Here is a 20,314-nt window from a genome sequence, read left to right as displayed (position 1 = left end):
GGAACCGTCCGTACAAGGGAATCGATGAGTACGCTCCCCGAACGGCCGCACCAAGAGGGAACGAAAGCCGCGACCGGGCCGCCCGCGTGGACCTACGCGGACGCGGTCCCGAAGCGCTTCGGCGATTTCGAGGTCATCTCCAAACTCGGTCAGGGGTCTTTCGGGCAGGTGTTTCTCGCGCGCCAAGTGTCACTCGAGCGCCACGTCGCACTCAAGGTCATGGACGGCGAACCGACGGGGCACAACGAGGGCCAGGTGCTCGCGGGGCTGGAACACGACCACATCGTGAAGGTCTACTCCGCGTTCCTCGACCCACCGAGCGGGCTGAGCGGGTTGTGCCTCCAGTACGTGCCCGGCGCGGACCTCGGGGTCATCATCCGCCGCGTCTTCGAGGGCGGGCGCGTTCCGGAATCGGGTCGGGCGCTGCTCGATGCACTCGACCAGTTGCGCCGCGGCGACCCGGGGTTCGACCCGGCCGCGCTCCGGGACCGCGAGGCGCTCGAAGCCGACGACTTCCCGCAAGCGGTGTGTCGGCTCGGCGGCCGCATGGCCGAAGCGCTCGCGTTCGCGCACGCGAACGGCATCCTGCACTGCGACATCAAGCCCGGTAACATCCTGCTCACGCCCTACGGCCGGCCGATGCTCGCCGACTTCAACGTGGCGTTCGACCGCACGCGGCACAACCCCGAAGACACGCGGTACGGCGGGACGCTCGCGTACATGGCCCCCGAGTACCGCGCGGTGATGCTCAACCTGCCCGGCGGGAAGGCCGACGAGCGGTGCGACGTCTATTCGCTCGGCGTGGTGCTGTACGAACTCGCGACCGGCACCCGCCCCACGCTCCAACACAACGTCTCCGAAACGAAAGAAACGGTCGCTCAGGGAACCGTGCCCGCCCGTGCCACCTTGCCCGAAGTGCGAACGGTCCCCGACGCGATGATCCACGTGCCGCGCGAACTGGCCGCGGTGATTTGCCGGGCGATCGATCCCGAGCCGACCCACCGGTACCAGACCGCGACGGAACTCGCGACCGCACTGGCCAGCGCGAGGCAGTTACTGACCGCACGGCGCACCCTTCCCGTGTCGTCCCCGATCGGCCGGTGGGCAACCGCGTTCCCGCTCTACGCGCTGGCCGTGGCGGGTATCCTCCCGCACGTGATCGCGTCCCTGGTGCAGATCAGCTACAACACGGTCGAGGTGCGCCTGACCACCGAGCAAGGAACCGTGTTCGCGTGGCTCGTGATCGTGTACAACCTGATCGCGTATCCCGTTTTCGGCGGCACCGCGCTCTACCTGTTCCGGCAAGTGAAGCGCCAGCTCCCGAAAGTGGCGACCATGTCCGGCCCGGAGCTTGACGCATTCCGCGGACAGGTGTGTCAACTGTGTTGGCGCGCGGCGGCCCTCGGCGCGATCGGCTGGTTCCCCGGCGCGCTGATCTTCCCGATCGTTATCGACACGTGCGCCGGCCCGATTCAGTGGCAGTTGTACGCGCACTACTTCATCTCGTTCTCGCTGGGGGGACTCATCGGGGTCGTGTTCAGCTACCTGAGCATCGCCTACGTGGTGCTCCGCGCGCTGTACCCGCAATTGGGGAACGCGGACACGTACACCCCGACAAAGGGCTGGAACGAGGTCTACCCACTGACGGCCCCCTTCGGCGCGATGGTAACGCTGGCGAGCGGCGTTCCGCTCGTGGGTGCAGTGTTGCTACTGACCCTCGCGGATACCGCGCTTACGCTGGGCTTCCGGGTGCTGGTCGCGGGCCTGATCGGTGCGGGCGTCGCGGGCGTCGGTCTGGCGGAACGCATCGTTCGCCGATTGCACCTGCTCGCCGCGGTGTGGCAGAAGGACGCCGAAGCACGGTGATGGGTGAGTCAGGCGAACCCCGCCCACGAGGGCAGCGGGGCTAACATCGCCCAGGCGGGCGACACCATCTCGTTCGCAAGTAACCGGGAGTCAACATAGTTAGGGAATCGAACTAACTATCGCCCATCTTTAAGCCACTCGGTTTCGATCCCGCACGAAATTTCAGCTCTTCCCATCCCGCGGGTTCTTCAGACTCGGCCGGAAATACTGTGCTACGGTTCCACTAAGTACGTCCGCACCCAAGCTCCCCTCCGTTCCGGGGCCGCCCGAATGTTCGTCCGTCCCGAAGCCCAGGTCGAGCCGATCCCCGGTTACAAGCTCCTCGATCGCCTCGGCGCGGGCGGGTTCGGAGAAGTTTGGCGCTGCGAGGCTCCCGGCGGGATCTTCAAGGCCGTCAAGATCATCCACGGCGACCTGCGGTCCAAAGACAGTGACCTCGTGCGCTACGCCGAGCAGGAACTCAAATCGCTCAAGCGCGTGAAGCAGGTCCGACACCCGTACCTCCTCGCGCTCGACCGCTTCGACATCATCGACGGCCGGCTCATGATCGTCATGGAGCTGGCCGACTGCAACCTCTGGGACCGGTTCCGCGCGTGCCGCGAGGCGGGACTCGTCGGCATCCCGCGCGACGAGCTGCTCCAGTACATGGCCGAGATCGCGGAGGTGCTGGACCTGTTCAACGACCAGTTCCAGCTCCAGCACCTGGACATCAAGCCGCAGAACCTGTTCCTGCTCTACAACCACGTGAAGGTGGCCGACTTCGGGCAGGTCAAGGATCTGCAAGGGCTGATGGCCCAGGTCACCGGCGGCATCACGCCGGTGTACGCGGCCCCCGAAACGTTCGACGGCGTGATTACCCGCTACTGCGACCAGTACAGCCTGGCATGCGTGTACCAGGAACTGCTCACCGGGGCGCGCCCGTTCGACGGCAGCAGCATGAGTCAACTGCTCATGCAGCACCTGAGCCTGCCGCCGTACCTGGACCCCAGCCCGCCCGCGGACCGGCCCGCGCTCGCACGCGCACTGGCCAAGAAGCCGGAGGACCGGTGGCCGAGCGTCTCCGCGTTCGTGCGCGCGTTGGCCGGCGCCCCGCCCCTGAGCGGCATCTCCGCGCCCGGGCGGTTCAACACGTCCGAATCCGAAACGCCCAACCTGATTAGCGTTCCACCCGCGCCCGGGTCCGTGTTCTCGTCATTGTCATTGACCGACGACACGCCCCAGCGCGGCGAAACTTACGGCCCGGTGTTCACCCCCGCGCCCCCGGAACTGTCCGGCGACGGCCCGCTCCAACCGGCGCTCGTGCTCGGGCTCGGCAACGCGGGGCTGCGCGTCATTCAGCGGTTGCGCTTCGATCTCAACGAACGCTACGGGCGTTCCGGTTTAACGCCGGCGCTCCGCACGCTGTACATCGACACCGATTCCGAAGCCATCGATGAAGCGAATCGCGAGCGCCCCGCCGACCGACTCGCGAAGCTCGACGCCGACGAAGTGTTCGCGGCCAAGCTGAACCGCGCCGGGCACTACCTGAAGCCGCGGTTCAACGGGCGCAGCCTCACCGAAGGCTGGTTCGACGCGCAGTTGCTCTACAAGATCCCGCGCGCGCCCCAAACTCTGGGAATCCGGTCGCTCGGGCGGCTCGCGTTCCTCGACCACTACCGCGCACTGATGACGAAGGTGCAGGCCGATCTCGACGCGGCTGTGGCGCCCGACGCGCTGCTGCTTACCGAAGCCCGCACCGGCTTGAAGCGCCGCACGAACCGCCCCCGCGTGTACATCACGGGCAGCTTGGCCGGCGGCACCAGCGGCGGCATGTTCCTCGACCTCGCGTTCGCCGTGCGCAACCGGCTCAAGCGCATGGGGTACGAGCGCCCGGAGATCATCGGGCTGTTCGTCCTGCCGCCCGCGGACGCGACGCTCACCCCGCCCCAAGCGCTGGGCAACACCTTCGCCGCGCTCACCGAACTGAACCACTACAGCCGGTCCGACACGCAGTTCACCGCGCACTTTGACGAGCGAAGCGGCTACGTCAAAGAACAGGACGCGCCGTTCACCCGGTGCTACTTGCTGCCCGGTTCAGCGTCCGGAGTCGTACCGCAATCCGGTGTGGGAATCACCCCGCCGCCGGGCACCCCGAACCCCGGTTCGCGCGCACGGTTCGGGTCCGGGGGCGTTCAGAAACCCGGCTCGCGCATCGTCGCACTCGGCGCGCTTGGCTCTCAGCGGACCCCGGACCCGGGCGCCGCGGCCGCCGCACTCAAGCCATACGGCGACGCGGCCGAGCGCATCCGGCTCGACCTGTTCTCCCCGATCGGGCGCTGCACGGACGAAACACGCGCGGCCGAGGAAGTCACCGAACACCCGGGACCGGTTACAGTTTCCGCGTTCGGCGTGGCGACGTTCGACTGGCCCCGCGCCGAAGTGGTGAGCCGGACCGCGGCGTCCGTGGGGCGCGAGATTCTCCGGCGCTGGGCCGCACCCGATCTAAAGCGCGTGCGCGAAGTGATGCCCGGGATCGCCGAGAGCCGGTGGACCCAACTGGGACTCGATCCCGAAACAATCATCGAGCGCCTCCAGCGCGCCGCGGACCAGAGCGCGGGCCGGCGCGTCGACACGCTGGTGGAGTCGGTCACCGAACCGCTCGTGCCGCGCGGGTGGCTCAACCGGCTCCCCGAACCGACCCAAATTCACGTGGCCCTCAACGACCTGAACCGGTTGCTCGGGCCACCGGCGTCGTCCGTGAAGCGCCCGCAGACGGCACTGGAAGAGGAAGTCGCCCGGGCCGCGGCGGACGCCGGCTCCGCGTTCGCGCTGGACCTCCGCACGCTCGCACCCGTGCTCGTGGACGACGCCGAGTTCCGGCTCGCCGGGACCGAGGAGCTGTTCCGCCAGTTCCTCGCCACCACGGACCGGCTCATCGACCGGTACACGCACCTGGCGGTCGAACTCGATTCCAAGGCCGTCGCAGGGTTCGAGTGCCTCTCGCGGTACGCGCACTACCAGAAGGGCATGTGGAAGCCGTCGACCGCGGAACTGACCGACGCGCTGCGCCAGTACCCGCGTGCCCGGTTCCAGGCGATCACGTTCCGGCAAATGGTCACCGCGTACCAGATCGTGCGCGACGTGCTCTCGATGCAGATCGCCGACGTCGCGGTGGCGCGGCAGCGCATGGCGACCGCCAGCGCGAGCGTGCCCGATGCGCCGCCCGAACCGCCCGCGTCGCTCCGCCGGCTCATGCCGCCGGGGTGCCCAACCATCGGCGACGCGGTCAACCGGTTCCTCAAAGTGCTTTCCGACGCGGACCTGACCGACATCGACCGGCGCGTACAATCGGTCCTCGAACCGGAGACCGGCGGGCTGTTCCAGGTGTGCCTGAACTCGTCGTCCGGGGTCGAAGACGTGATCGCGGTCGTGTTTGAAGAAACCCGCGCGCACCTGGACCAGCGGCTCGGCGAGGTCGGGTTGGCGAGTATGTTCGCGGAACGGTTCCGCACACCGCAGCAGGCAGAACGGGCCATCGAACAGGCGTACCAGGAAGCGGAGCCGGCGTGGGCCGGGAACGGCCCCTGGGCCGCGTCGGAAGTGTCCGTGCTCTCGTGCCCCGGGGGGACATCGGGCGAAGCACTGCGGGAACTGGCGCGGCGCGCGATCCCGATCGCCGCGCTGCCGATCACGGACAGTTGCGACGACCTCACGATCTACCGCGAGTGGACCTCGGTCCCGCTGGCCGCGCTCCCGCACCTCGGCCCGGCCGCGGCCGCGGCCTACGATGCGATCCCCGACGCGAACCAGTGCTCGCCGCACACGCGCCTCGACATCACCGCCTGGTTCGACGTGGACTCAAAGTAGTTCCGAGAAGCCCTGGTTCACCCCAGGGTGACTTCAATCCCCGCCATGTCCTCTTGCGAGAGGCCGAGCGCGATGCGGGCGAACACCTCGTCACGGGTTTTTGTCCGCGCCTCGTAGTCCTTCAAGAACCACCAGAACCGGTACTCCACGACCTTGACGTTCCCCTTCTGGCTGTACCGCACCACGGCCACGCCGTTGTCGGCCGAGACGTTCTTGCACTGCCCCACCGCGCCGCGGAGCACGGTCACGACCTTCCCCGCGTCCTTATCCGTGCTGACCGTCACCGCGATTGCGTCGTAAGTTTCGCCACCCCGGGAGAGGTTCTCCACTGTCAACTCGGTCACTTTGCGATTGGGCACGCTGAGCATCAGCCCGGTCGCATTTTTCAGTGCGGTTGAGCGCCACGTCAGCCCGACGACGCGAGCCGGTTCGCCCGTTCCCAGTCGCACAACGTCGCCCACCTTGAACCGGCGCTCGGCGAAAATGGCGACCGACCCGAGCACGTCCGCGATCATCGGCCGTGCGGCGAGCGCGAGCGCCAGCACACCGATCGCCAGAGCCATCACGAGCGCGGTCACATCGTAGCCGAGAATGTTCAGAACGAGTACGAGCGCAACGGCCCACGCCCCGACCTTCAACACTCTGCGAAGCGCGGCGAGCACGGGTGACGGGCTACCGGCCTCGTTCGTACCGCCTCGAATCGCGCGCCCCAGAACAAAGATCATTACTCGCGGGAGAATGAACGCGCACAGAAGAACGATCCCGATCCGAATCCCCGTTTCGCGCAGCCCGCGAATCCGTGCCGCACGCAGTTCCGCTCGCGCCTTGCCGATCTCGCCACCACCAGCCGGGAGCTTGGTCTGCTCGGTGACCTTGTTCGCGTCCGTGGCGCTGTTACCGGTGAGCGCTTCGACGCGCCGGGCGGTCGCAAGCGAGACCGCGTTCAATCGGGATACTTCATCGCGGTAGGTGGTTTCTTCCGCCTTCAACCCGCCCGAAGCGGTCCGTAAGCGAAGCCACTCGTCCCACGTCCGCGTGCTTTCGGAAGTTGCTTCGTATTTCTCCAACACGGTCCGCAACTTCGCGATGTCGGCCGCTTCGCGCCGGCCGAGGTCCACCAAGTTCTCCAGCGCCTCTTTTTGTCGCTTCAGCGTGTCGGCCTGGTCGTCGAAATCGATGAGTTCCCGGTAGTCAGCCGAAAGAAGCTCCGCGGCGCTCGCACTCGCCTTCGATCGGTCGAACGCGAGGAGCCAGTCCCACTCGGCGGCCTCCCCGTTCACGCGCTCGGTAACGCGCTGGTCGAGGCGCTTCTGCTCGGCTTCGGGTCGGTCCTTGTACGGGACGGCGTAGCTGTGCGCGAGTGCCCTCAAATCGGCGAGCAAGTTGAGCCGCTCGTCCACTCGCGCGAGGAGGTGCCCCGTCAGCGCCTTGATGTTTTCGGCGTCCGGATCAGGTTTGCGGAGTTGCTCGCGTTCCTGGCGAAGTTGCTGGATGGTGAGCGTAACAGCCCGCAATTCACCGTCGGGTTGCGCACGATTCGTGTCTCCAAATCCGGCCGGCACTTGAGCCGCGTCGAGATCCCCGTTTCCCACGCGGCGCTCGGTCTCGGTCGCGAACGCCGTGACCTGAGCCGCGAGACGCCGGGCGTCATCGAGCGTCGTCGAGTACGCGACCGCTCGTCGCTCCAATTCGTCGAGCGCGGAAATCAGAGCGTTGGCCTTTTCCTCGCGCTCGGCCGAGTTCCGCACCCGGGCCGTGAGATAAGCCTCAACGCCGGCCAGCGCCCGCGTCGTTTGCTCCAACGAGGTGGGCACTTCCGCACGAGTCGGCGGGGGCGGCTCTTTGACCGCATTGAGAGAATGTCGCGCGTCACTCGCGCTCGCAACCGCCTTCTTGTAATCGCCCGCGTCCCCGCTGATGGCACCCGTCTTTTCCGCAAGCGATTTGCGCGTCTTGGCGAACTCGTCCACGAGTTGGGCAGGTGCCATCGAACGCGCCTGTTCCTCGAACCGGAACGCCGCGAGCGTATCCGCCTGGGCGCCCTTCAGTGCTTCGAGTTTCGCCGCGGCCGCGTCGGATGCGGCCCGCGCGTCAACGAGTTGTTTCTCGACACCGGCCGAATCACTCGTCGCTTTCTCAAGCGCGGCTCGAACCTCGGAACCGAGCGCCTTGATTCGTGCAGCCGCATCATCGAGTTGCTTCGCTTCAACAGCATCGGGCAGTTTGCCGGCCCCGACCTTCGCGGCAAACGCGGACGCCGTGCGCATCGCGAACAGGTGATCGTCCGCGGCACGCGCGGCACGGTCGAAATCGGCCCCAGCAACGGCGAGCGCGGCCGCCGCGCCATTCCATGCTTCGAGATGCTTCACGCGGCTCGCATGGTGGTCCACCACGGCTTGTTCGGCCTTGAGCGCGGCTTCCACATCAGCCGATCGCAACACCAGCGGAACCGGCGCCGGCGCTTTGAGATCATCAACCCGCTGTCGGTCCTTGCTCACTTCCGCCGCCTGCGATGTGAAGCGCCGGTGAGCCAGTTCATAGGCCCCCTTCCGCACGACCCATTCCCGGGCCAACTGCTCCACGAACGCGACCACTTCGGCCGGCGCCCGCCCCGTGAGCTTTGCCTCCAGCTCCTTGCGCACCTGTTCGCGATCAACGAGGACGGATTTGGGAGGGGGGGCCTTTTCGTCGGACCGACCGTTACCGGGAAGTGCCAGGCAGAGCGCGCTGAGGAACGCGACCCCGGCGGAGAGAATCCGGATGTGGAGCATGGTGTCTCACAAATGCGAACCGGGCGCGGGCCGTGTAACGCCCGCGGCACCGTGAGTTTATCCATTCAATCGAACACTGGAAGTGCCCCGGAGGTTGCGGTTGCACCCGGGCACCGACGGGGGTATGCCGGCCCGAAACATTGTTCGGACGAGTCGAGACGGGGGACGTTCAGGATGGAGCGATTCCGCCGCGCACTGTTCGCGTGGGCCGTTGCGGGTTTGGGGACCGCGACCGGGTGCGCAACGGACGCCGCCTCCGACGGGCCGCGGGAAACGGTACGCGCCCAACAGCCCACGCGCCCCGCTCCGCGCAGTTCCACGCCCGTTCCGCCCGCTTCACTCGCGAGCGGGAAGCAACCCGCTACCAACTCCGCGCAAACAACCGAACCTGCGCCGTTGCCCATCAACCTCGCGACCGCGCTGAAGCTCTCAAACGCGCGCCCGCTCGATGTGCAAATTGCCGCACAGCAAGTCACGTCGGCCGCTGCGATCTACGATCGGGCGCGCGTCCTGTGGCTCGCGAACGTCTCACTGGGAGCGGACTACCCCGCAAATTCCGGATCACTGCCAACCACTGGGAAAGCGAACCGAAACGCCCTCACGGTCGGAACCGGGTCCAATGCGCTGTTCGCGTTCTCGGACGCGATCTACAGCCCACTCGCCGCACGCCAAGAACAGCGCGCGACTTCACCTGTAAACGATCCCGCGATTGCAACGGCGGATGCGTATTTCGCGCTGCAGCAGGCACGCGGCGATTTGGCGGGCGCGATTGCCGCTGAGTCGCGTGCGGAAGAGTTTGTCAAGAGCGCGACCGATGCAACCGACGCGCGAGCGGAACTCGGTCGGCGAAAGCAAGCCGTCACCACCGCACGCGAACGCGAGCGCACGGCCAACAGCGAACTCGCTCGCGCGCTGGGGCTCCCGCCCGCGACCCGCCTCGAGCCGGCCGAACCCGCGTTCCTGCCGATCGCGGTTATTGATCCGGTCATCAACCTCGACGAACTCGTTCCCGTTGCGCTCACAACGCGCCCGGAATTGGCCGGGAACCGGGCTCTTGTGCGTGCGACACTCGCGCGCCTGAAACAAGAATCACTCCGCCCACTCGTGCCGAGCCTCGCCGTGCGGAGCGTGCCCACCAGTGCGCGCGATCCGGAAACCTCCGGCGAACGGTTCGACATCGCCCCGCAGCAACTCCGCGAGTTCGTAACGGTCGCTTTCAGTGACAAGCCCCAAACGAACGAGGGGCGCGACGAACTGGAAGGCGCGACAATCGATCTGTTCCGCGCACAAGACCGCATCGCGACCGAAGTAGCCACGGCGTTTGCGCAAGTGCGCGCCGCGGCACAACGACTGAACGCTGCGGAGCCGGCACTAAAAGCTGCGCTCGAACGTGCGCAGAAGAACGCGAGCCCGCAGGAAATAGCCAGCGCGCTTCAGGCCTTTTCGCAAGCCAATACCGAGTTCTTCGCGGCGGTTGCCGAGTACAACCGGGCGCAGTTCCGGCTTTACTGCGTGCTCGGGCACCCGAACCAGTGCCTCGCCAACCCCGTTCCGCAAGCGCCACTCGCCGCGATGCCGCTCAGCCCCACGCCAGAAATGAAGCCGTCCGCGCAACCGGCGCCACTTGCCAGCGTTCCCCAAGTGGCAGGGGAAATGCCCGCGGCACCGATCGCGGCGGCTCTCACACCGGTACCGCCCCCGGCGTCTGTGGTTCCACCAGCACCGAACACCGCCCAACCGTTGCCCGTGCAGGAATGGACGTCGGTTCCCGTGCCCGGTGCGAACCGCTTACCGACCGTGATTGAGGAACCGCCGCTCCCTTCGACGCCGGTGCGCCCGCCGGTCGTCGTGCCCGAATCGGGTAATTGAATAATAATTCAATTTTCAACCTTGCCACATTGCGGTTGATTTTCTATGAGTCGTGCGTCATGTTTGGAGTAGGGATCTACCCCGACTTCCAGCGACGAACGAACGGAGGACCGAGCGACCATGTGGACCCCACCCCCTGAGCACCCGCTGCGGCGGATGTTCGCGGGGCTTGCCGAACACGCCTTCTTCTCCCATCTCGGCGTGGCCGACCCGCCCCTCACCGATTACCTCTCCGTGCTGCTCACGCGCTTCATTCATAACGACGACGTGTACCGCTTGCGCGGCGCCACCGGGCAACCGCTCACGGAACTGAGCGAAATGGTGGTCGAAGCCGAGCGCCTGCCGACCGGCGGGAAGACGCAGCGCGATTACTACCGGCACATCGGCGACTTCGCCCTGTTCTGGACCGGCATCTACCCCGAAGCGGTCGAGCGCATCCGGTCGCGGATGTGTAAGGACGCCTTCGTCAACTACACGGCCCAGGGCAAGCGCGGGTACATGCTCACGAGCCGACTGGAAGAAGAACAGCACCACGACGCGGAAGCCGGCCTGTTCCGCCGACTGAGCGACCAGTTCGAGGTGTGCGCGATCGGTCTGCGAAAGGTGCGCGAGGAGTGGGAAGAACTGAGCCCGTCCCCGCCAACTGGTGGGCTGATTAGCTGAGGTACAAAGGATTTCACCGCAGAGGGCACAGAGGGCGCGGAGAAAAGCAAAGCATTTCGGCCTTCGCTTTTCTCCGCGCCCTCTGTGCCCTCTGCGGTGAAACGCGCTTTCAAATAGCGATTTACATCACGAAGGACGTCAATTCCTGGTAGGTGAGCGGTTCCGCGAACGTTCCCCCGACCAGGAACCCGCCGTGCGACGCGGTGACGTGTGCGACCCGAACCAGGACCGTCTTGGACATTTTCTGCGTGGCGTTTGTGAGCGTGAGCGCCAGGAGCGTTCCGATCTCCACGCGGCGCGTCAAAACGAGCCCGATGCCGTCCAGCGAGACGTCCCGGACTTTGGCCGGCCCGAAGTTCTCCGCGACCGGACCGACGAACCCGCACCCCGTTCCGGCGTTCACGGCCATTCGTTCGGCCGCGCGCCGGTCTTTTGCGTCTGCCATCTTCGCCCCTGTTCTCCGTTCCACCGGGCGAGCCAACCTGCTCTAACGCGACCTCATTCTAGCACCGGTTCGCAACAAATGCGTGCGGCCCGGCGTTACCTTGCGGCCGCACCCGCGCGAATACCGATCGCACCGACAAAGCAAAATGACACCGGGGAAGCGCCAGCGCTTCCCCGGTTCGTGCGTGTCGAATCACTGCGTTTACTTCTGAACCTGGTTCGCGGAACGCTCACGGCACCGCCGACCGCGGTGACCTCATCAGTGAGGCGGAACCACGATCCGCGGGGTTGCTCCCGACCGCCTCACTGATGAGGTCACCGCGGTCGAAAGCGGTGCTGGAACAGCGTTCCCCGAGACGAGTGGAAGAGCAGGCGCTCGGACGACGCAACATCGTCCTGTGGGAAGCCCACGAGCTAAACGCAGGCTACGACACGTTAACTGCGGTTCTAACCGCAAACGCTCCGTTCCGCAAGCAACGGAATTTACTCATTTGCGAAGGGTCACAACACCGGTCACTCCTTCGGCGGGGTGAAGTCGGCGATGTAGATTTGGGCCGCCTTCCCGCCCTCGCGGGACGAGGTCCACATCACCTTCGTGTAGTCCGGGCTGAACACCGGGAGCACGTCCTGGCCGGGCGCGAAGGTGATCCGCGCCTTCTTGCCCGACTCGGTGTCCATCCAGTGCAGGTCGTAGTTGGGCGGGGCCAGCGGGTTCGAGTGGTCCGCGCCGGTGTAGATGATGTGCTTGTTGTCCTTGTACCAGTACGGCGCCCAGAACACCCACTTGTCATCGGCCGTGAGCGCCTTCTCACCTGTACCGTCACTGTTGATGACGTAGAGCTGGAGCCGGTCCTTTTCCTTGCGGTCGGCGCGGAACACGATCTTCTTCCCGTCCGGGCTGAAGAACGGGCCGCCGTTGTAGCAGTTGGGCGCGTCGGTGACGCGCTTCGCGTTCGTGCCGTCGGTGCCCATTGTGAACAATTGCACATTTCCCGCGTTGCCCGCGCTGTACACGATCCGCTTGCCGTCCGCGGAGTAGCTGCCCTCGGCGGTGTACACCTTCGCGTCCGGGGTGAGGCACTTGAGCCCCGTCCCGTCGAGGTTGGCCTCGTAGATCTTCATGTGCGGGTCGAAGTCCCACGAGTACCGCCGGCGCACGCCCTTCTTCTTGTCCTCTTCGCGCTGCTTGTACTCGGCCTCCTGGTGCTTCTTCGCGTCCGGGTCGCCGTGGCTCGACGCGAAGAGAACCTTCTTGCCGCTCGGGTGGAAGTACCCGCAGGTGGTGCGCCCGATTCCGGGGCTGATGCGAGTGGCTTTGCCCGTCTTCAGGTCCATGATGAAGATCTGGTAGAACGGATTCCCGGTGTCCTTCTCCTCGGCCTGGAAGATGATCTTGGTGCCGTCCGGCGCGAAGTAGCCCTCACCGGCCCGCACGAAGTCGGTCGTGAGCTGCTTGATGTTCTTCAGGTGCGCGGTTTCGGCGGTCTTCCAGTCGTCCGGCTGAGCCGCCGGAGCGAGCGCGAGGGAGAGCAACAACACGTTCATGCGGCGTGTCCTTTCGGGTAAGCGCGAACCAATCGTGCTTCAGTGTATCATTCCTGGAAGTGGGAAGTACACCGGCGTTCTGTCGCCTCACCGCGAGCGGGCACGTGGTATGAACGAGCCGAAGCCAATGCCCTGCGGCCTGTGCGGGCGCGGGTTCCCCAAACCCGCTCTCACGCAGCACCACTGCCTGCCGAAATCCAAGGGCGGCACGAGTGACGACGTCGCGATGATCTGCTCGCAGTGCCACGGGATGGTCCACGCGACCTACACCAACGCGACGCTCGCGGCCGTGTACCCGACGATCGAAGCGCTGCGAAAAGCGCCCGAGCTAGTCGCGTTCATCAAATGGGTGCGCAAACAGCCGATCACGCGCCGAAAGCGAAACAAGGAGCGCCGCGACAAGTTGTAAGGCGCTCGGATCTTGAGGTGGTTAGTAGCGCTCGTAGGCCAGGCGCCACCAGGTACCGTTCTTCACCATAGGGTCGTGTGCGGGGAGTTCTGCGCTATGGGAAAACTCAAACGGGGGCCGGAGCCCCCGTTCGCTGCACGTCTTTTAGCTGGCTGAGTGCCACTCGCGTCCCAAGGACGTTGATACTTTCTCCAGCGCTAGCCCCACCAACACTCCGGCCGTTTCCGGAGACAAATTGCCCCCACCCGACCAGTGCCGCGCGACCCGAGCGAGGTCGGAAGGGGTCACCTGCTTTGCACCCAGCCACAGCTCGTCCGAGCGGCCCTCTTGGGATTGATACCGCAGCCGCACCCGCCCACTCTCGGTCAGCCACTCCAAGAAATCGATGGTTAGTTCATCGCTCACTATGTCTCCCTGTTTGAGTGCCGCGGCGGGTCGATCATAGCAGAGTTGACAGTGCCCCGTTCGACTATTCCGAAATAGCGCCGCCTTACCGCGGCGGTGCGGTGTCCGCGGGGATGCAGAAATCACGGACCCAGTTCGTGCCGGGTTCCGTACCACTTCGGCTCCCCGGGCACCGCCTTTACGGGATCATTTTTTCTTTGGTGGAGGTGCGGTCTTCACGGGCGCCCCCTTCGCGGCCTTCGGCTTCTTCTTCTCTCGCCCCTGGGAGTTGTTGCCTTTCGCCATCGCACGTACCTCGGTTCGGGTTCGGGAGCGGCCAAATGACCGCTGCGCTGATACTACCCGTACCGCGCGCGATGGGGGTGCGCGCTCTTCGTATTTATTCGCGAGACGTGGCGCGCGTGCCCATACAACCCGGGATTCGGTTCGTCTTTTCCCCAGTGCGACGTAAGATTAACTCTTTGGGCCGATTACGGCCCGGGAGCGGCCGGCTCGACTCGTAACTCCAAAGCCGGTGCCCGTTCGCGCAGCCGTTTCACTCGTGTGCCGCGCCGTACCCGGCCGGTTCACGGAGACCACTTCCTCATGTCGCTACGATCTGAATTTTTGGTCGGCGCCCAGGCCCCCCCCCCAAAATTCCCGAAGGACGAGGCCGGGTTCCTCAACGAACTGAAGCGCCGGGCCGATGCGTACTTCGCGGAGACCGGGTGCAGCGAGCGCGACTGCTGGCGCATGTACCTGAAGACCGCGGTGATCCTCGCGTGGCTCGCCACGTCTTACGCGCTGCTCGTGTTCGCCGCACCGACCGTGTGGCTCGCGGCCCCGCTCTCGATCTCCCTCGCGCTGGCCATTTCCGCGGTCGGGTTCAGCATCCAGCACGACGGCGGCCACCACGCCTACTCGCAGTTCGCCTGGGTGAACCGGCTCGCGGCCCTCACGCTCGATCTGATCGGGGCCAGTTCGTACATGTGGAAGTGGAAGCACGTTGTCTACCACCACACGTACCCGAACGTGGCGGGGCAGGACACCGACATCGACGTGGGGCGCGTCGCGCGCCTCGCGCCCCAGCAGCCGCGCCTCTGGTTCCACCGGTGGCAGCACCTGTACCTGTGGCCCCTGTACGGGGTGACCGCCTCCGCGTGGCACCTGTACGGCGACTTCCGGGACGTGATCGCCGGCACCATCGGGGCGCACCGCGTGCCGCGGCCCACGGGCTGGGACTTGGTCGTGTTCCTGACGGGCAAGGCGGTATCGATCGGGCTCCTGTTGGTGATCCCGATGCTGGTACACTCGTGGTGGGTGGTGCTGGTGTTCTACGCGGTGGTGACGGCGGTGGTGGGTGTGGTGCTCACGGTCGTGTTCCAGTTGGCCCACTGTGTCGGGGAGGCCGAGTTCCCGCAACCGATCGAGGGCGGGCGCCGGATGGGGGACACGTGGGCGGTCCACCAGGTCCAGACGACCGTGGATTTCGCCCGCGAGAGCCGGGTGCTGTGCTGGCTCCTGGGCGGGCTGAACTTCCAAGTGGTACACCACCTGTTCCCGCGCGTGTGCCACATCCATTACCCGGCGCTGGCGCGGATCGTCGAAGCCACGTGCCACGAGTTCGGGGTCCGGTACACGGCCCACCGCACGCTCTGGGGGGGCATCACCTCCCACTTCCGCTGGCTGCGCGAGCTCGGACAACTTCGACAGATTTGAACCCCGTTCACTCACCAGAGGTTCCACATGGCCGAGCGACTTACCGCCAAAGAGCAGGTCCAGTCCATGTTGGACCGCGGTTGGGTGTGGCGAGACGATTACTCCGACGTACTCGTCCACCCGCAGGATTACTCCCTCTCGGCCACCTACGACCGGGCCACCGGTACGCTCACGTTCTCCCCGGAGTTACTCAAGGCACTCGACCAGATCATTCCGACGCCCCCGAACCGCAACCCGCGGTACTGGCGCGACGAGCAGAAAAGCAATTCTCCCAAAAAGTAGCGGCGGGCGCACTTAATCCGTACATTGGTGCGGAATAAATGTCGCTTGCCGGTGTGGCGCGGGTACGATGGTAGCAGGTGAGACAACCTCACCTGTGTTCAATTTTCGGCCCAACCGGGCCTGGGGATTTACGACCGTGGCAACTAATCTGTACGTCGGCAACATGTCCTTCTCGACGACCGAGGATCAACTCCGAGAGGTTTTCTCTCAGTACGGCACGGTGACCAAAGTGCAGCTCATCATGGACCGGGAGACGGGGCGCCCGCGCGGGTTCGCGTTCGTGGAAATGAGCAGCGGCGCGGACCAAGCTATTGCGGCCCTCAACGGGACGCAGCTCGACGGCCGGTCCCTGACCGTTAACGAAGCCAAGCCACGTGAAGGTCGCAGCGGTGGTGGCGGTGGCGGCGGGTACGGTGGTGGCGGTGGCCGCAGCGGTGGTGGCGGCGGGTACGGTGGTGGCGGTGGCCGCAGCGGTGGTGGCGGCGGGTACGGTGGTGGCGGTGGCCGCCGGTACTAACCGTTAGAGCGAGCTACTGGGAGTGACTCCCAACGTCGCAGGCCGGGGGGATTTGCCCCGGCCGATTTTAAAGACATACGGTGCGTTGCTGTCGCGGCCGACGCCACGAATGGTGCAGGCAGCGTGTTAGTCGCCTGACCGTCAGGCTCCGTTCCCGAGTTCGATCACCACGCCCCGCCCCTTCCCCATCTGGGTGCTGGCGTTCAGGAAAATGGTCCCCGCGATGTCTGCTCGGCCCGCCGCTTCGTGGATGTGGCCGAACACGTGCAGGCGCGGCTTCACTTCCAGCACGCGATAGAGCAAGTCACGACAACCACAACACTCACCAGTTCGATTGCGGTCGAGGATGCCTTCTGACGGACCGTGCGTGATGAGTACGTCCAATCCGTTCGGGATCTGTGCCCACTTCGCCGCCAGTTCCGAACCACGGGGGAGCATGAACGCCCAGTCGGAGAAGCACGGCGTCCACGGGCTGCCGTAGAACTTCAGCCCCTCAATTTCGCAGCCGGAATCTTCGAGGTAGGTCGCGTTCGTGAGGCGGACACGGGCTTCCATCGGTGTTTCCTGGAAGCACCAGTCGTGGTTGCCACAAATGACGATCTTGTGCTTGTGTGGGAGCGTCCCGAGCCAGCGGTCGAAGTCCTCGACGTCCTTGAGCGAACCGTGTCGGGTGATGTCGCCCGCGTGAACGAGGACATCCCCTTCGGGCACGTCCGCGCGGTCGTGCCAACCGTGAGTATCGGAAATGCAAACGATGCGCACGGTGGAGCCCCTCGACCTTTACCGTACACAGATTATCAATTCGCTCGCGAGGCTGAAGCCCTGCACCGGTCGCGGAACTCGGCGAGCCCAGTGGGTCGCCTCGCACTTCGCGATCAGTACGCGGCGCGCACAGTGAAAGCTCGCCTGACGATTACGATGGCGCTACCGATCAGCCCAGCTATAGTCCATGCAACTGGAATGATGACGGAAGCCTCCAGCCGTTCGGCGGGCGAGAGATAAAAGAGGGTTCCCCCGAGCACGCCGAACCCGGGACCGGCAATGAGGCTCTTCCACCACCGGGGGCAGGCCACAGCCACAATCCCGGCGAAAATACCTGGGCCGATGAGAAGTACCAAAGCCCGAATGATTTGGGGTAGCTTGGGGATCTGCAATGCGGGTAGTGGTGAAGGCAACTGTTCCCTAACTTCTGCGGCCACACCGGACCCAAACCAGAACGCTAAGAACGTGGCTGTGTAAGCCGCGCCGAATGCGACCACAAACCATACCACGTGTTTCGCGTAGAAAACTAAAGTCGTGAGAGCGGTCCCAGCGTGCAACTTGTCTTTATCAGTCGCCTGTTCCGCTTCGGTCATTGATCACCTCCGTCCCCAGCACGGGCACCTCGCGGTGAACAGGCCGGGGCACGCACACATGACGACAGTGAGCAGGCTCGGTTTCAGCCCTTTAATAGCCTCGAAATTTTCGATCATCGCGCTGAAAGAGCCCCGTCCCGCTCTTCAATAGCCGCCTTCACCTTGGCCAGCGCGCGCAGGCTGATCTGCGAGATCCGGTCGCGCACTCACGCCAACCACCGCCCGACTTCGTACTTCGCGATCAACACATCGAGGTGAACAGCGCGATACCGGCAATCAGCAGCGCCCTAATCGAAGTGCGGGCGTGAGCGAAAATTGGAGTCAGCTTAGCCGCAACGCAGGCTCTGTGGTCAGCGACCCTTGCGGAACTTCAACACCACTTCCGCTCCGCCCTTGTCGCGGCTGACTAATACGTTCTTCGCTCGGTCGAAACTCACCTCCGACTCGCTTGGCAGAGCGTGGCCTTGCTTGCCCTTCGTGTCGAGTACGAGTACCTGTTTACCGTCCTTGGCCTCGATCTTCCACGTCCCGGTAGCCGGTGGGTTCGCCACGTCGTTAGTGATCTCGACCTTGAACGTTCCATCCTTGCGGAAGGTGTATTCGTAGCGAGTCCCCATCACGACTGCCCGCACGTCGACGTACCAGGTTCCGGACTTTAGCACCGGTGCCACATCGTCTGCTGCCGTTGAGAAACTGGCGCCGGTCAGGAGTAGTGCGGTTGCCGTGGCGATTCGGAACACAGGCAGTCCTCCAGGAGAAGCGGGCCACCGGACAGTGATCCAAAATACCATCGTTGTGTTTTTCCCACTACTCCTTCCCCAACACCAAGTCGACGCCCCAGTACCCGGCACGTGTGGCCCGGGACCACGGCAGTGATCGAACACGTCGGGGCGGTCGTAAGCTTCAGTCACGGCGTTTTCTTTTGCTGACGCTGCTCCTCCAAAACTTCGCGTTTGACGCGCTCCACCTCTCGTTCCGCTTCTTCCGCTTTCCGTTTGGCCCGTTCCGCCAGCTCCTGGAGTACGAGTGATTCGACGTGCAGTTTCCGAATCTTGGCCTTTTCCTCGCGCAGACCTCGTCGCCACTCTTGGAACTCGCGCGCCGAAATGTAATTCCTGAGATAGCCCGGGTCAGATGTGCGCCACCACCAGGTTACACAGAGGGCCTGATACCGAAAGTGTTCGTCGTCCTCGATGCGCTCCTGCAACGCCGCAACGAAGCCGGTCACGTAAGTTTTGGTGGGTGCGGGCTGCGACTCTTTCGCGAGCAGAACCAGGAGAGTGGTCGCGATAGTAAGCCCCATGTGCTAACTCCGCTGGAGTCCTCGATCGATTGCCCGCTCCCAGCATGACCGATCCGGCGCCCGGTGCAAGCGCGAACGCCGGCCCGTAACGAGCCCGGGCCGCCCACCGAGGCAGCGCATCACCTGCGCACATCTTCTGCACCTCGGCCGCCTTCCGCACCTCGGCCAGCGCAATGTAACATGCGATCAACCACAGCGAGCCGGGGGACGTAGTGATTCCGGGATGCAGAACGGCCCGGCGGCCCCTGGGTGGGGTCCATCGCCCCTCGGAGGGTCTCGAAATGCGAATCCGCTCGCGTGTAGCGCTGGGTGCCATCGGGTTGGTGCTGGTGGCCGTCGGAGCGCCTCGTCAGTCTCATGCCGATCCACGGCCCGCCGAACGGCTGACTGAGTTCGGTCCGCCCAAAGTGATCCTGGACGGTTCGGAGTTCGCAGCTCGACTCAAACCCCATTACGCGGACTTCGACGGCGACGGGAAGATCGATCTGCTAGTCGGCGCTTGGGACCGATTGCTCGTCTACCGGAACCGAGGGACCAACGCGGAGCCCGAGTACGCCAAGCCGACGTGGTTCGACGAAGCCGTGCCGTCGGGCCGCATCCCGGCCGGGTGAAGCTGCGGACTGTTCACTCCCCAGTTTGGGGACTTCGACGGCGACGGCCGAGCGGACCTGGTCTCCGGGTCCAACTGCTGTGATCCCTGGACGGTTCACCTGTTCCTGCGGAAAGCGGACGGCACTTTCGCTGCCCGCCAAGAGATCACGTTCGTCCGGTCCGACATGACGCCCCAGCAGCGGGCCTGGGTCATGCGCGGTCACTCCCAGCCACACCTGCTCGACTGGGACCGCGACGGCCGCACCGACCTGGTGCTCGCCGACTCACAGAGCTGGAAGCTCCTGGTGGGTGTCGGCCCACTTAAGGGGAAGTCCGAGGTGACCGTGAGGCCGTTCGATCTGCCGGAGGTGGCCGACCGGAAGCCCTACGACTTCCAGTTCGCCGATTGGGACGGCGACGGGGTGTTCGACGTGCTATTCGCCGGCGGGTACCTGAGCGCAGATAAACGGTGGCTCTATGACCTCTACTGGTGCCGGAACACGTCCCGTGAGGGGCAACCGCGGTTCGAGAAGCCCGTCCGGTTACTCACGGCCCCGGCGCAGTCCGACGGGTGGGGGTACGAGGGGTTCACGGTGGCGGACCGGGGCCGGGCCGGGCATCAGGATCTGGTCCTGAGCGTCAGCAAGGATTGGCAGCCGAAGCCGAAGCCGGAAAAGGGGTGGACGAACAAGAGCCAACTCGTGCTGTTTCAGCGGAAGTAAGCTCATCGGCAAGAACCGCGTCTTGCTC

General features: G+C 65.1%; 18 protein-coding genes. 10 read left to right on the top strand and 8 right to left on the bottom strand.

All coding sequences use genetic code 11. The features are described from left to right. The first annotated feature begins 24 nt into the window (after positions 1-24). Together VT84_RS04415 and VT84_RS04410 are read left to right on the top strand one after the other, a co-directional pair. A complete protein-coding gene (locus VT84_RS04415) occupies positions 25-1,866 on the top strand; it encodes a serine/threonine-protein kinase (RefSeq protein WP_082838657.1) in 1,842 nt (613 codons plus the stop codon). Between the two features lie 270 nt (positions 1,867-2,136). Continuing rightward, complete coding sequence (locus VT84_RS04410) at positions 2,137-5,712, top strand: tubulin-like doman-containing protein (protein ID WP_082838656.1); 3,576 nt, start codon at positions 2,137-2,139, stop codon at positions 5,710-5,712. Positions 5,713-5,729: 17 nt separating this feature from the next. On the opposite strand, the gene VT84_RS04405 is transcribed toward VT84_RS04410, so the two are convergent. Continuing rightward, positions 5,730-8,483, bottom strand: coding sequence for a mechanosensitive ion channel domain-containing protein (locus VT84_RS04405; RefSeq protein WP_052553083.1), 2,754 nt, complete (start codon positions 8,481-8,483; stop codon positions 5,730-5,732). A gap of 174 nt (positions 8,484-8,657) precedes the next feature. Between VT84_RS04405 and VT84_RS04400 the strand changes: the two genes are divergently transcribed. After that, a complete protein-coding gene (locus tag VT84_RS04400) occupies positions 8,658-10,352 on the top strand; it encodes a TolC family protein (RefSeq protein ID WP_082838655.1) in 1,695 nt (564 codons plus the stop codon). Between the two features lie 120 nt (positions 10,353-10,472). Continuing rightward, positions 10,473-11,015 carry a hypothetical protein gene (locus tag VT84_RS04395; RefSeq protein WP_082838654.1) on the top strand — a complete coding sequence of 181 codons (543 nt, stop codon included), beginning with the start codon at positions 10,473-10,475 and terminating at the stop codon, positions 11,013-11,015. Between the two features lie 121 nt (positions 11,016-11,136). Here the strand turns inward: VT84_RS04395 and VT84_RS04390 are convergent, their stop codons facing one another. Together VT84_RS04390 and VT84_RS04385 are read right to left on the bottom strand one after the other, a co-directional pair. Further along, positions 11,137-11,460: a PilZ domain-containing protein gene (locus VT84_RS04390; protein ID WP_082838653.1), complete on the bottom strand. Its 324-nt coding sequence runs from the start codon at positions 11,458-11,460 to the stop codon at positions 11,137-11,139. Positions 11,461-11,972: 512 nt separating this feature from the next. After that, positions 11,973-13,004: a TolB family protein gene (locus VT84_RS04385; protein ID WP_082838652.1), complete on the bottom strand. Its 1,032-nt coding sequence runs from the start codon at positions 13,002-13,004 to the stop codon at positions 11,973-11,975. A 127-nt stretch (positions 13,005-13,131) separates the two neighbouring features. Here VT84_RS04385 and VT84_RS04380 point away from each other — a divergent pair, with 127 nt between their 5' ends. Further along, the gene (locus VT84_RS04380) at positions 13,132-13,413 is read left to right on the top strand and encodes an HNH endonuclease (protein WP_052553094.1); all 282 of its coding nucleotides are present in this window, start codon (positions 13,132-13,134) and stop codon (positions 13,411-13,413) included. Positions 13,414-13,557: 144 nt separating this feature from the next. On the opposite strand, the gene VT84_RS04375 is transcribed toward VT84_RS04380, so the two are convergent. Further along, positions 13,558-13,818, bottom strand: a complete 261-nt coding sequence (locus VT84_RS04375) for a hypothetical protein (protein ID WP_052553096.1) — start codon at positions 13,816-13,818, stop codon at positions 13,558-13,560. A 585-nt stretch (positions 13,819-14,403) separates the two neighbouring features. Between VT84_RS04375 and VT84_RS04370 the strand changes: the two genes are divergently transcribed. From VT84_RS04370 to VT84_RS04360, 3 genes are all read left to right on the top strand, one after another. After that, entirely contained in the window at positions 14,404-15,516 is a 1,113-nt protein-coding gene (locus tag VT84_RS04370; protein WP_082838650.1) for a fatty acid desaturase family protein, read from the top strand. A 27-nt stretch (positions 15,517-15,543) separates the two neighbouring features. After that, positions 15,544-15,798, top strand: coding sequence for a hypothetical protein (locus VT84_RS04365; protein WP_052553099.1), 255 nt, complete (start codon positions 15,544-15,546; stop codon positions 15,796-15,798). 136 nt (positions 15,799-15,934) lie between these two features. Further along, positions 15,935-16,315, top strand: coding sequence for an RNA recognition motif domain-containing protein (locus VT84_RS04360; protein WP_082838649.1), 381 nt, complete (start codon positions 15,935-15,937; stop codon positions 16,313-16,315). A 141-nt stretch (positions 16,316-16,456) separates the two neighbouring features. On the opposite strand, the gene VT84_RS04355 is transcribed toward VT84_RS04360, so the two are convergent. From VT84_RS04355 to VT84_RS04340, 4 genes are all read right to left on the bottom strand, one after another. After that, positions 16,457-17,077: a metallophosphatase domain-containing protein gene (locus VT84_RS04355; protein WP_082838648.1), complete on the bottom strand. Its 621-nt coding sequence runs from the start codon at positions 17,075-17,077 to the stop codon at positions 16,457-16,459. 113 nt (positions 17,078-17,190) lie between these two features. Beyond that, positions 17,191-17,670, bottom strand: a complete 480-nt coding sequence (locus VT84_RS04350; RefSeq protein WP_082838647.1) for a hypothetical protein — start codon at positions 17,668-17,670, stop codon at positions 17,191-17,193. A gap of 350 nt (positions 17,671-18,020) precedes the next feature. Further along, entirely contained in the window at positions 18,021-18,410 is a 390-nt protein-coding gene (locus tag VT84_RS04345) for a hypothetical protein (protein WP_052553103.1), read from the bottom strand. Between the two features lie 167 nt (positions 18,411-18,577). Then, on the bottom strand, positions 18,578-18,973 hold the full coding sequence (locus VT84_RS04340) for a hypothetical protein (protein WP_082838646.1): 396 nt from the start codon (positions 18,971-18,973) through the stop codon (positions 18,578-18,580). Between the two features lie 281 nt (positions 18,974-19,254). On the opposite strand from VT84_RS04340, the gene VT84_RS04335 reads away from it, so the two are divergent. Together VT84_RS04335 and VT84_RS04330 are read left to right on the top strand one after the other, a co-directional pair. Further along, the gene (locus VT84_RS04335; protein ID WP_082838645.1) at positions 19,255-19,584 is read left to right on the top strand and encodes an FG-GAP repeat domain-containing protein; all 330 of its coding nucleotides are present in this window, start codon (positions 19,255-19,257) and stop codon (positions 19,582-19,584) included. Positions 19,585-19,776: 192 nt separating this feature from the next. Further along, a complete protein-coding gene (locus tag VT84_RS04330) occupies positions 19,777-20,286 on the top strand; it encodes an FG-GAP repeat domain-containing protein (RefSeq protein WP_052553109.1) in 510 nt (169 codons plus the stop codon). Positions 20,287-20,314: the final 28 nt, after the last annotated feature.

The sequence above is a fragment of the Gemmata sp. SH-PL17 genome, assembly GCF_001610855.1.
In the GTDB taxonomy this organism is placed as follows: Bacteria; Planctomycetota; Planctomycetia; order Gemmatales; family Gemmataceae; genus Gemmata; species Gemmata massiliana.
The sequence above is the reverse complement of the archived record's forward strand: the minus strand, read 5'-3'. Positions and strand labels throughout refer to the sequence as shown.

What these genes read in the sequence shown, in the direction of transcription:
- VT84_RS04415 (WP_082838657.1), top strand. Translation starts at nt 25, where the DNA reads ATGAGTACGCTCCCCGAACGGCCGCACCAAGAGGGAACGAAAGCCGCG.
- VT84_RS04410 (WP_082838656.1), top strand. Translation starts at nt 2,137, where the DNA reads ATGTTCGTCCGTCCCGAAGCCCAGGTCGAGCCGATCCCCGGTTACAAG.
- VT84_RS04405 (WP_052553083.1), bottom strand. Translation starts at nt 8,483, where the DNA reads ATGCTCCACATCCGGATTCTCTCCGCCGGGGTCGCGTTCCTCAGCGCG.
- VT84_RS04400 (WP_082838655.1), top strand. Translation starts at nt 8,658, where the DNA reads ATGGAGCGATTCCGCCGCGCACTGTTCGCGTGGGCCGTTGCGGGTTTG.
- VT84_RS04395 (WP_082838654.1), top strand. Translation starts at nt 10,473, where the DNA reads ATGTGGACCCCACCCCCTGAGCACCCGCTGCGGCGGATGTTCGCGGGG.
- VT84_RS04390 (WP_082838653.1), bottom strand. Translation starts at nt 11,460, where the DNA reads ATGGCAGACGCAAAAGACCGGCGCGCGGCCGAACGAATGGCCGTGAAC.
- VT84_RS04385 (WP_082838652.1), bottom strand. Translation starts at nt 13,004, where the DNA reads ATGAACGTGTTGTTGCTCTCCCTCGCGCTCGCTCCGGCGGCTCAGCCG.
- VT84_RS04380 (WP_052553094.1), top strand. Translation starts at nt 13,132, where the DNA reads ATGCCCTGCGGCCTGTGCGGGCGCGGGTTCCCCAAACCCGCTCTCACG.
- VT84_RS04370 (WP_082838650.1), top strand. Translation starts at nt 14,404, where the DNA reads ATGTCGCTACGATCTGAATTTTTGGTCGGCGCCCAGGCCCCCCCCCCA.
- VT84_RS04365 (WP_052553099.1), top strand. Translation starts at nt 15,544, where the DNA reads ATGGCCGAGCGACTTACCGCCAAAGAGCAGGTCCAGTCCATGTTGGAC.
- VT84_RS04350 (WP_082838647.1), bottom strand. Translation starts at nt 17,670, where the DNA reads ATGACCGAAGCGGAACAGGCGACTGATAAAGACAAGTTGCACGCTGGG.
- VT84_RS04340 (WP_082838646.1), bottom strand. Translation starts at nt 18,973, where the DNA reads ATGGGGCTTACTATCGCGACCACTCTCCTGGTTCTGCTCGCGAAAGAG.
- VT84_RS04335 (WP_082838645.1), top strand. Translation starts at nt 19,255, where the DNA reads ATGCGAATCCGCTCGCGTGTAGCGCTGGGTGCCATCGGGTTGGTGCTG.
- VT84_RS04330 (WP_052553109.1), top strand. Translation starts at nt 19,777, where the DNA reads ATGCGCGGTCACTCCCAGCCACACCTGCTCGACTGGGACCGCGACGGC.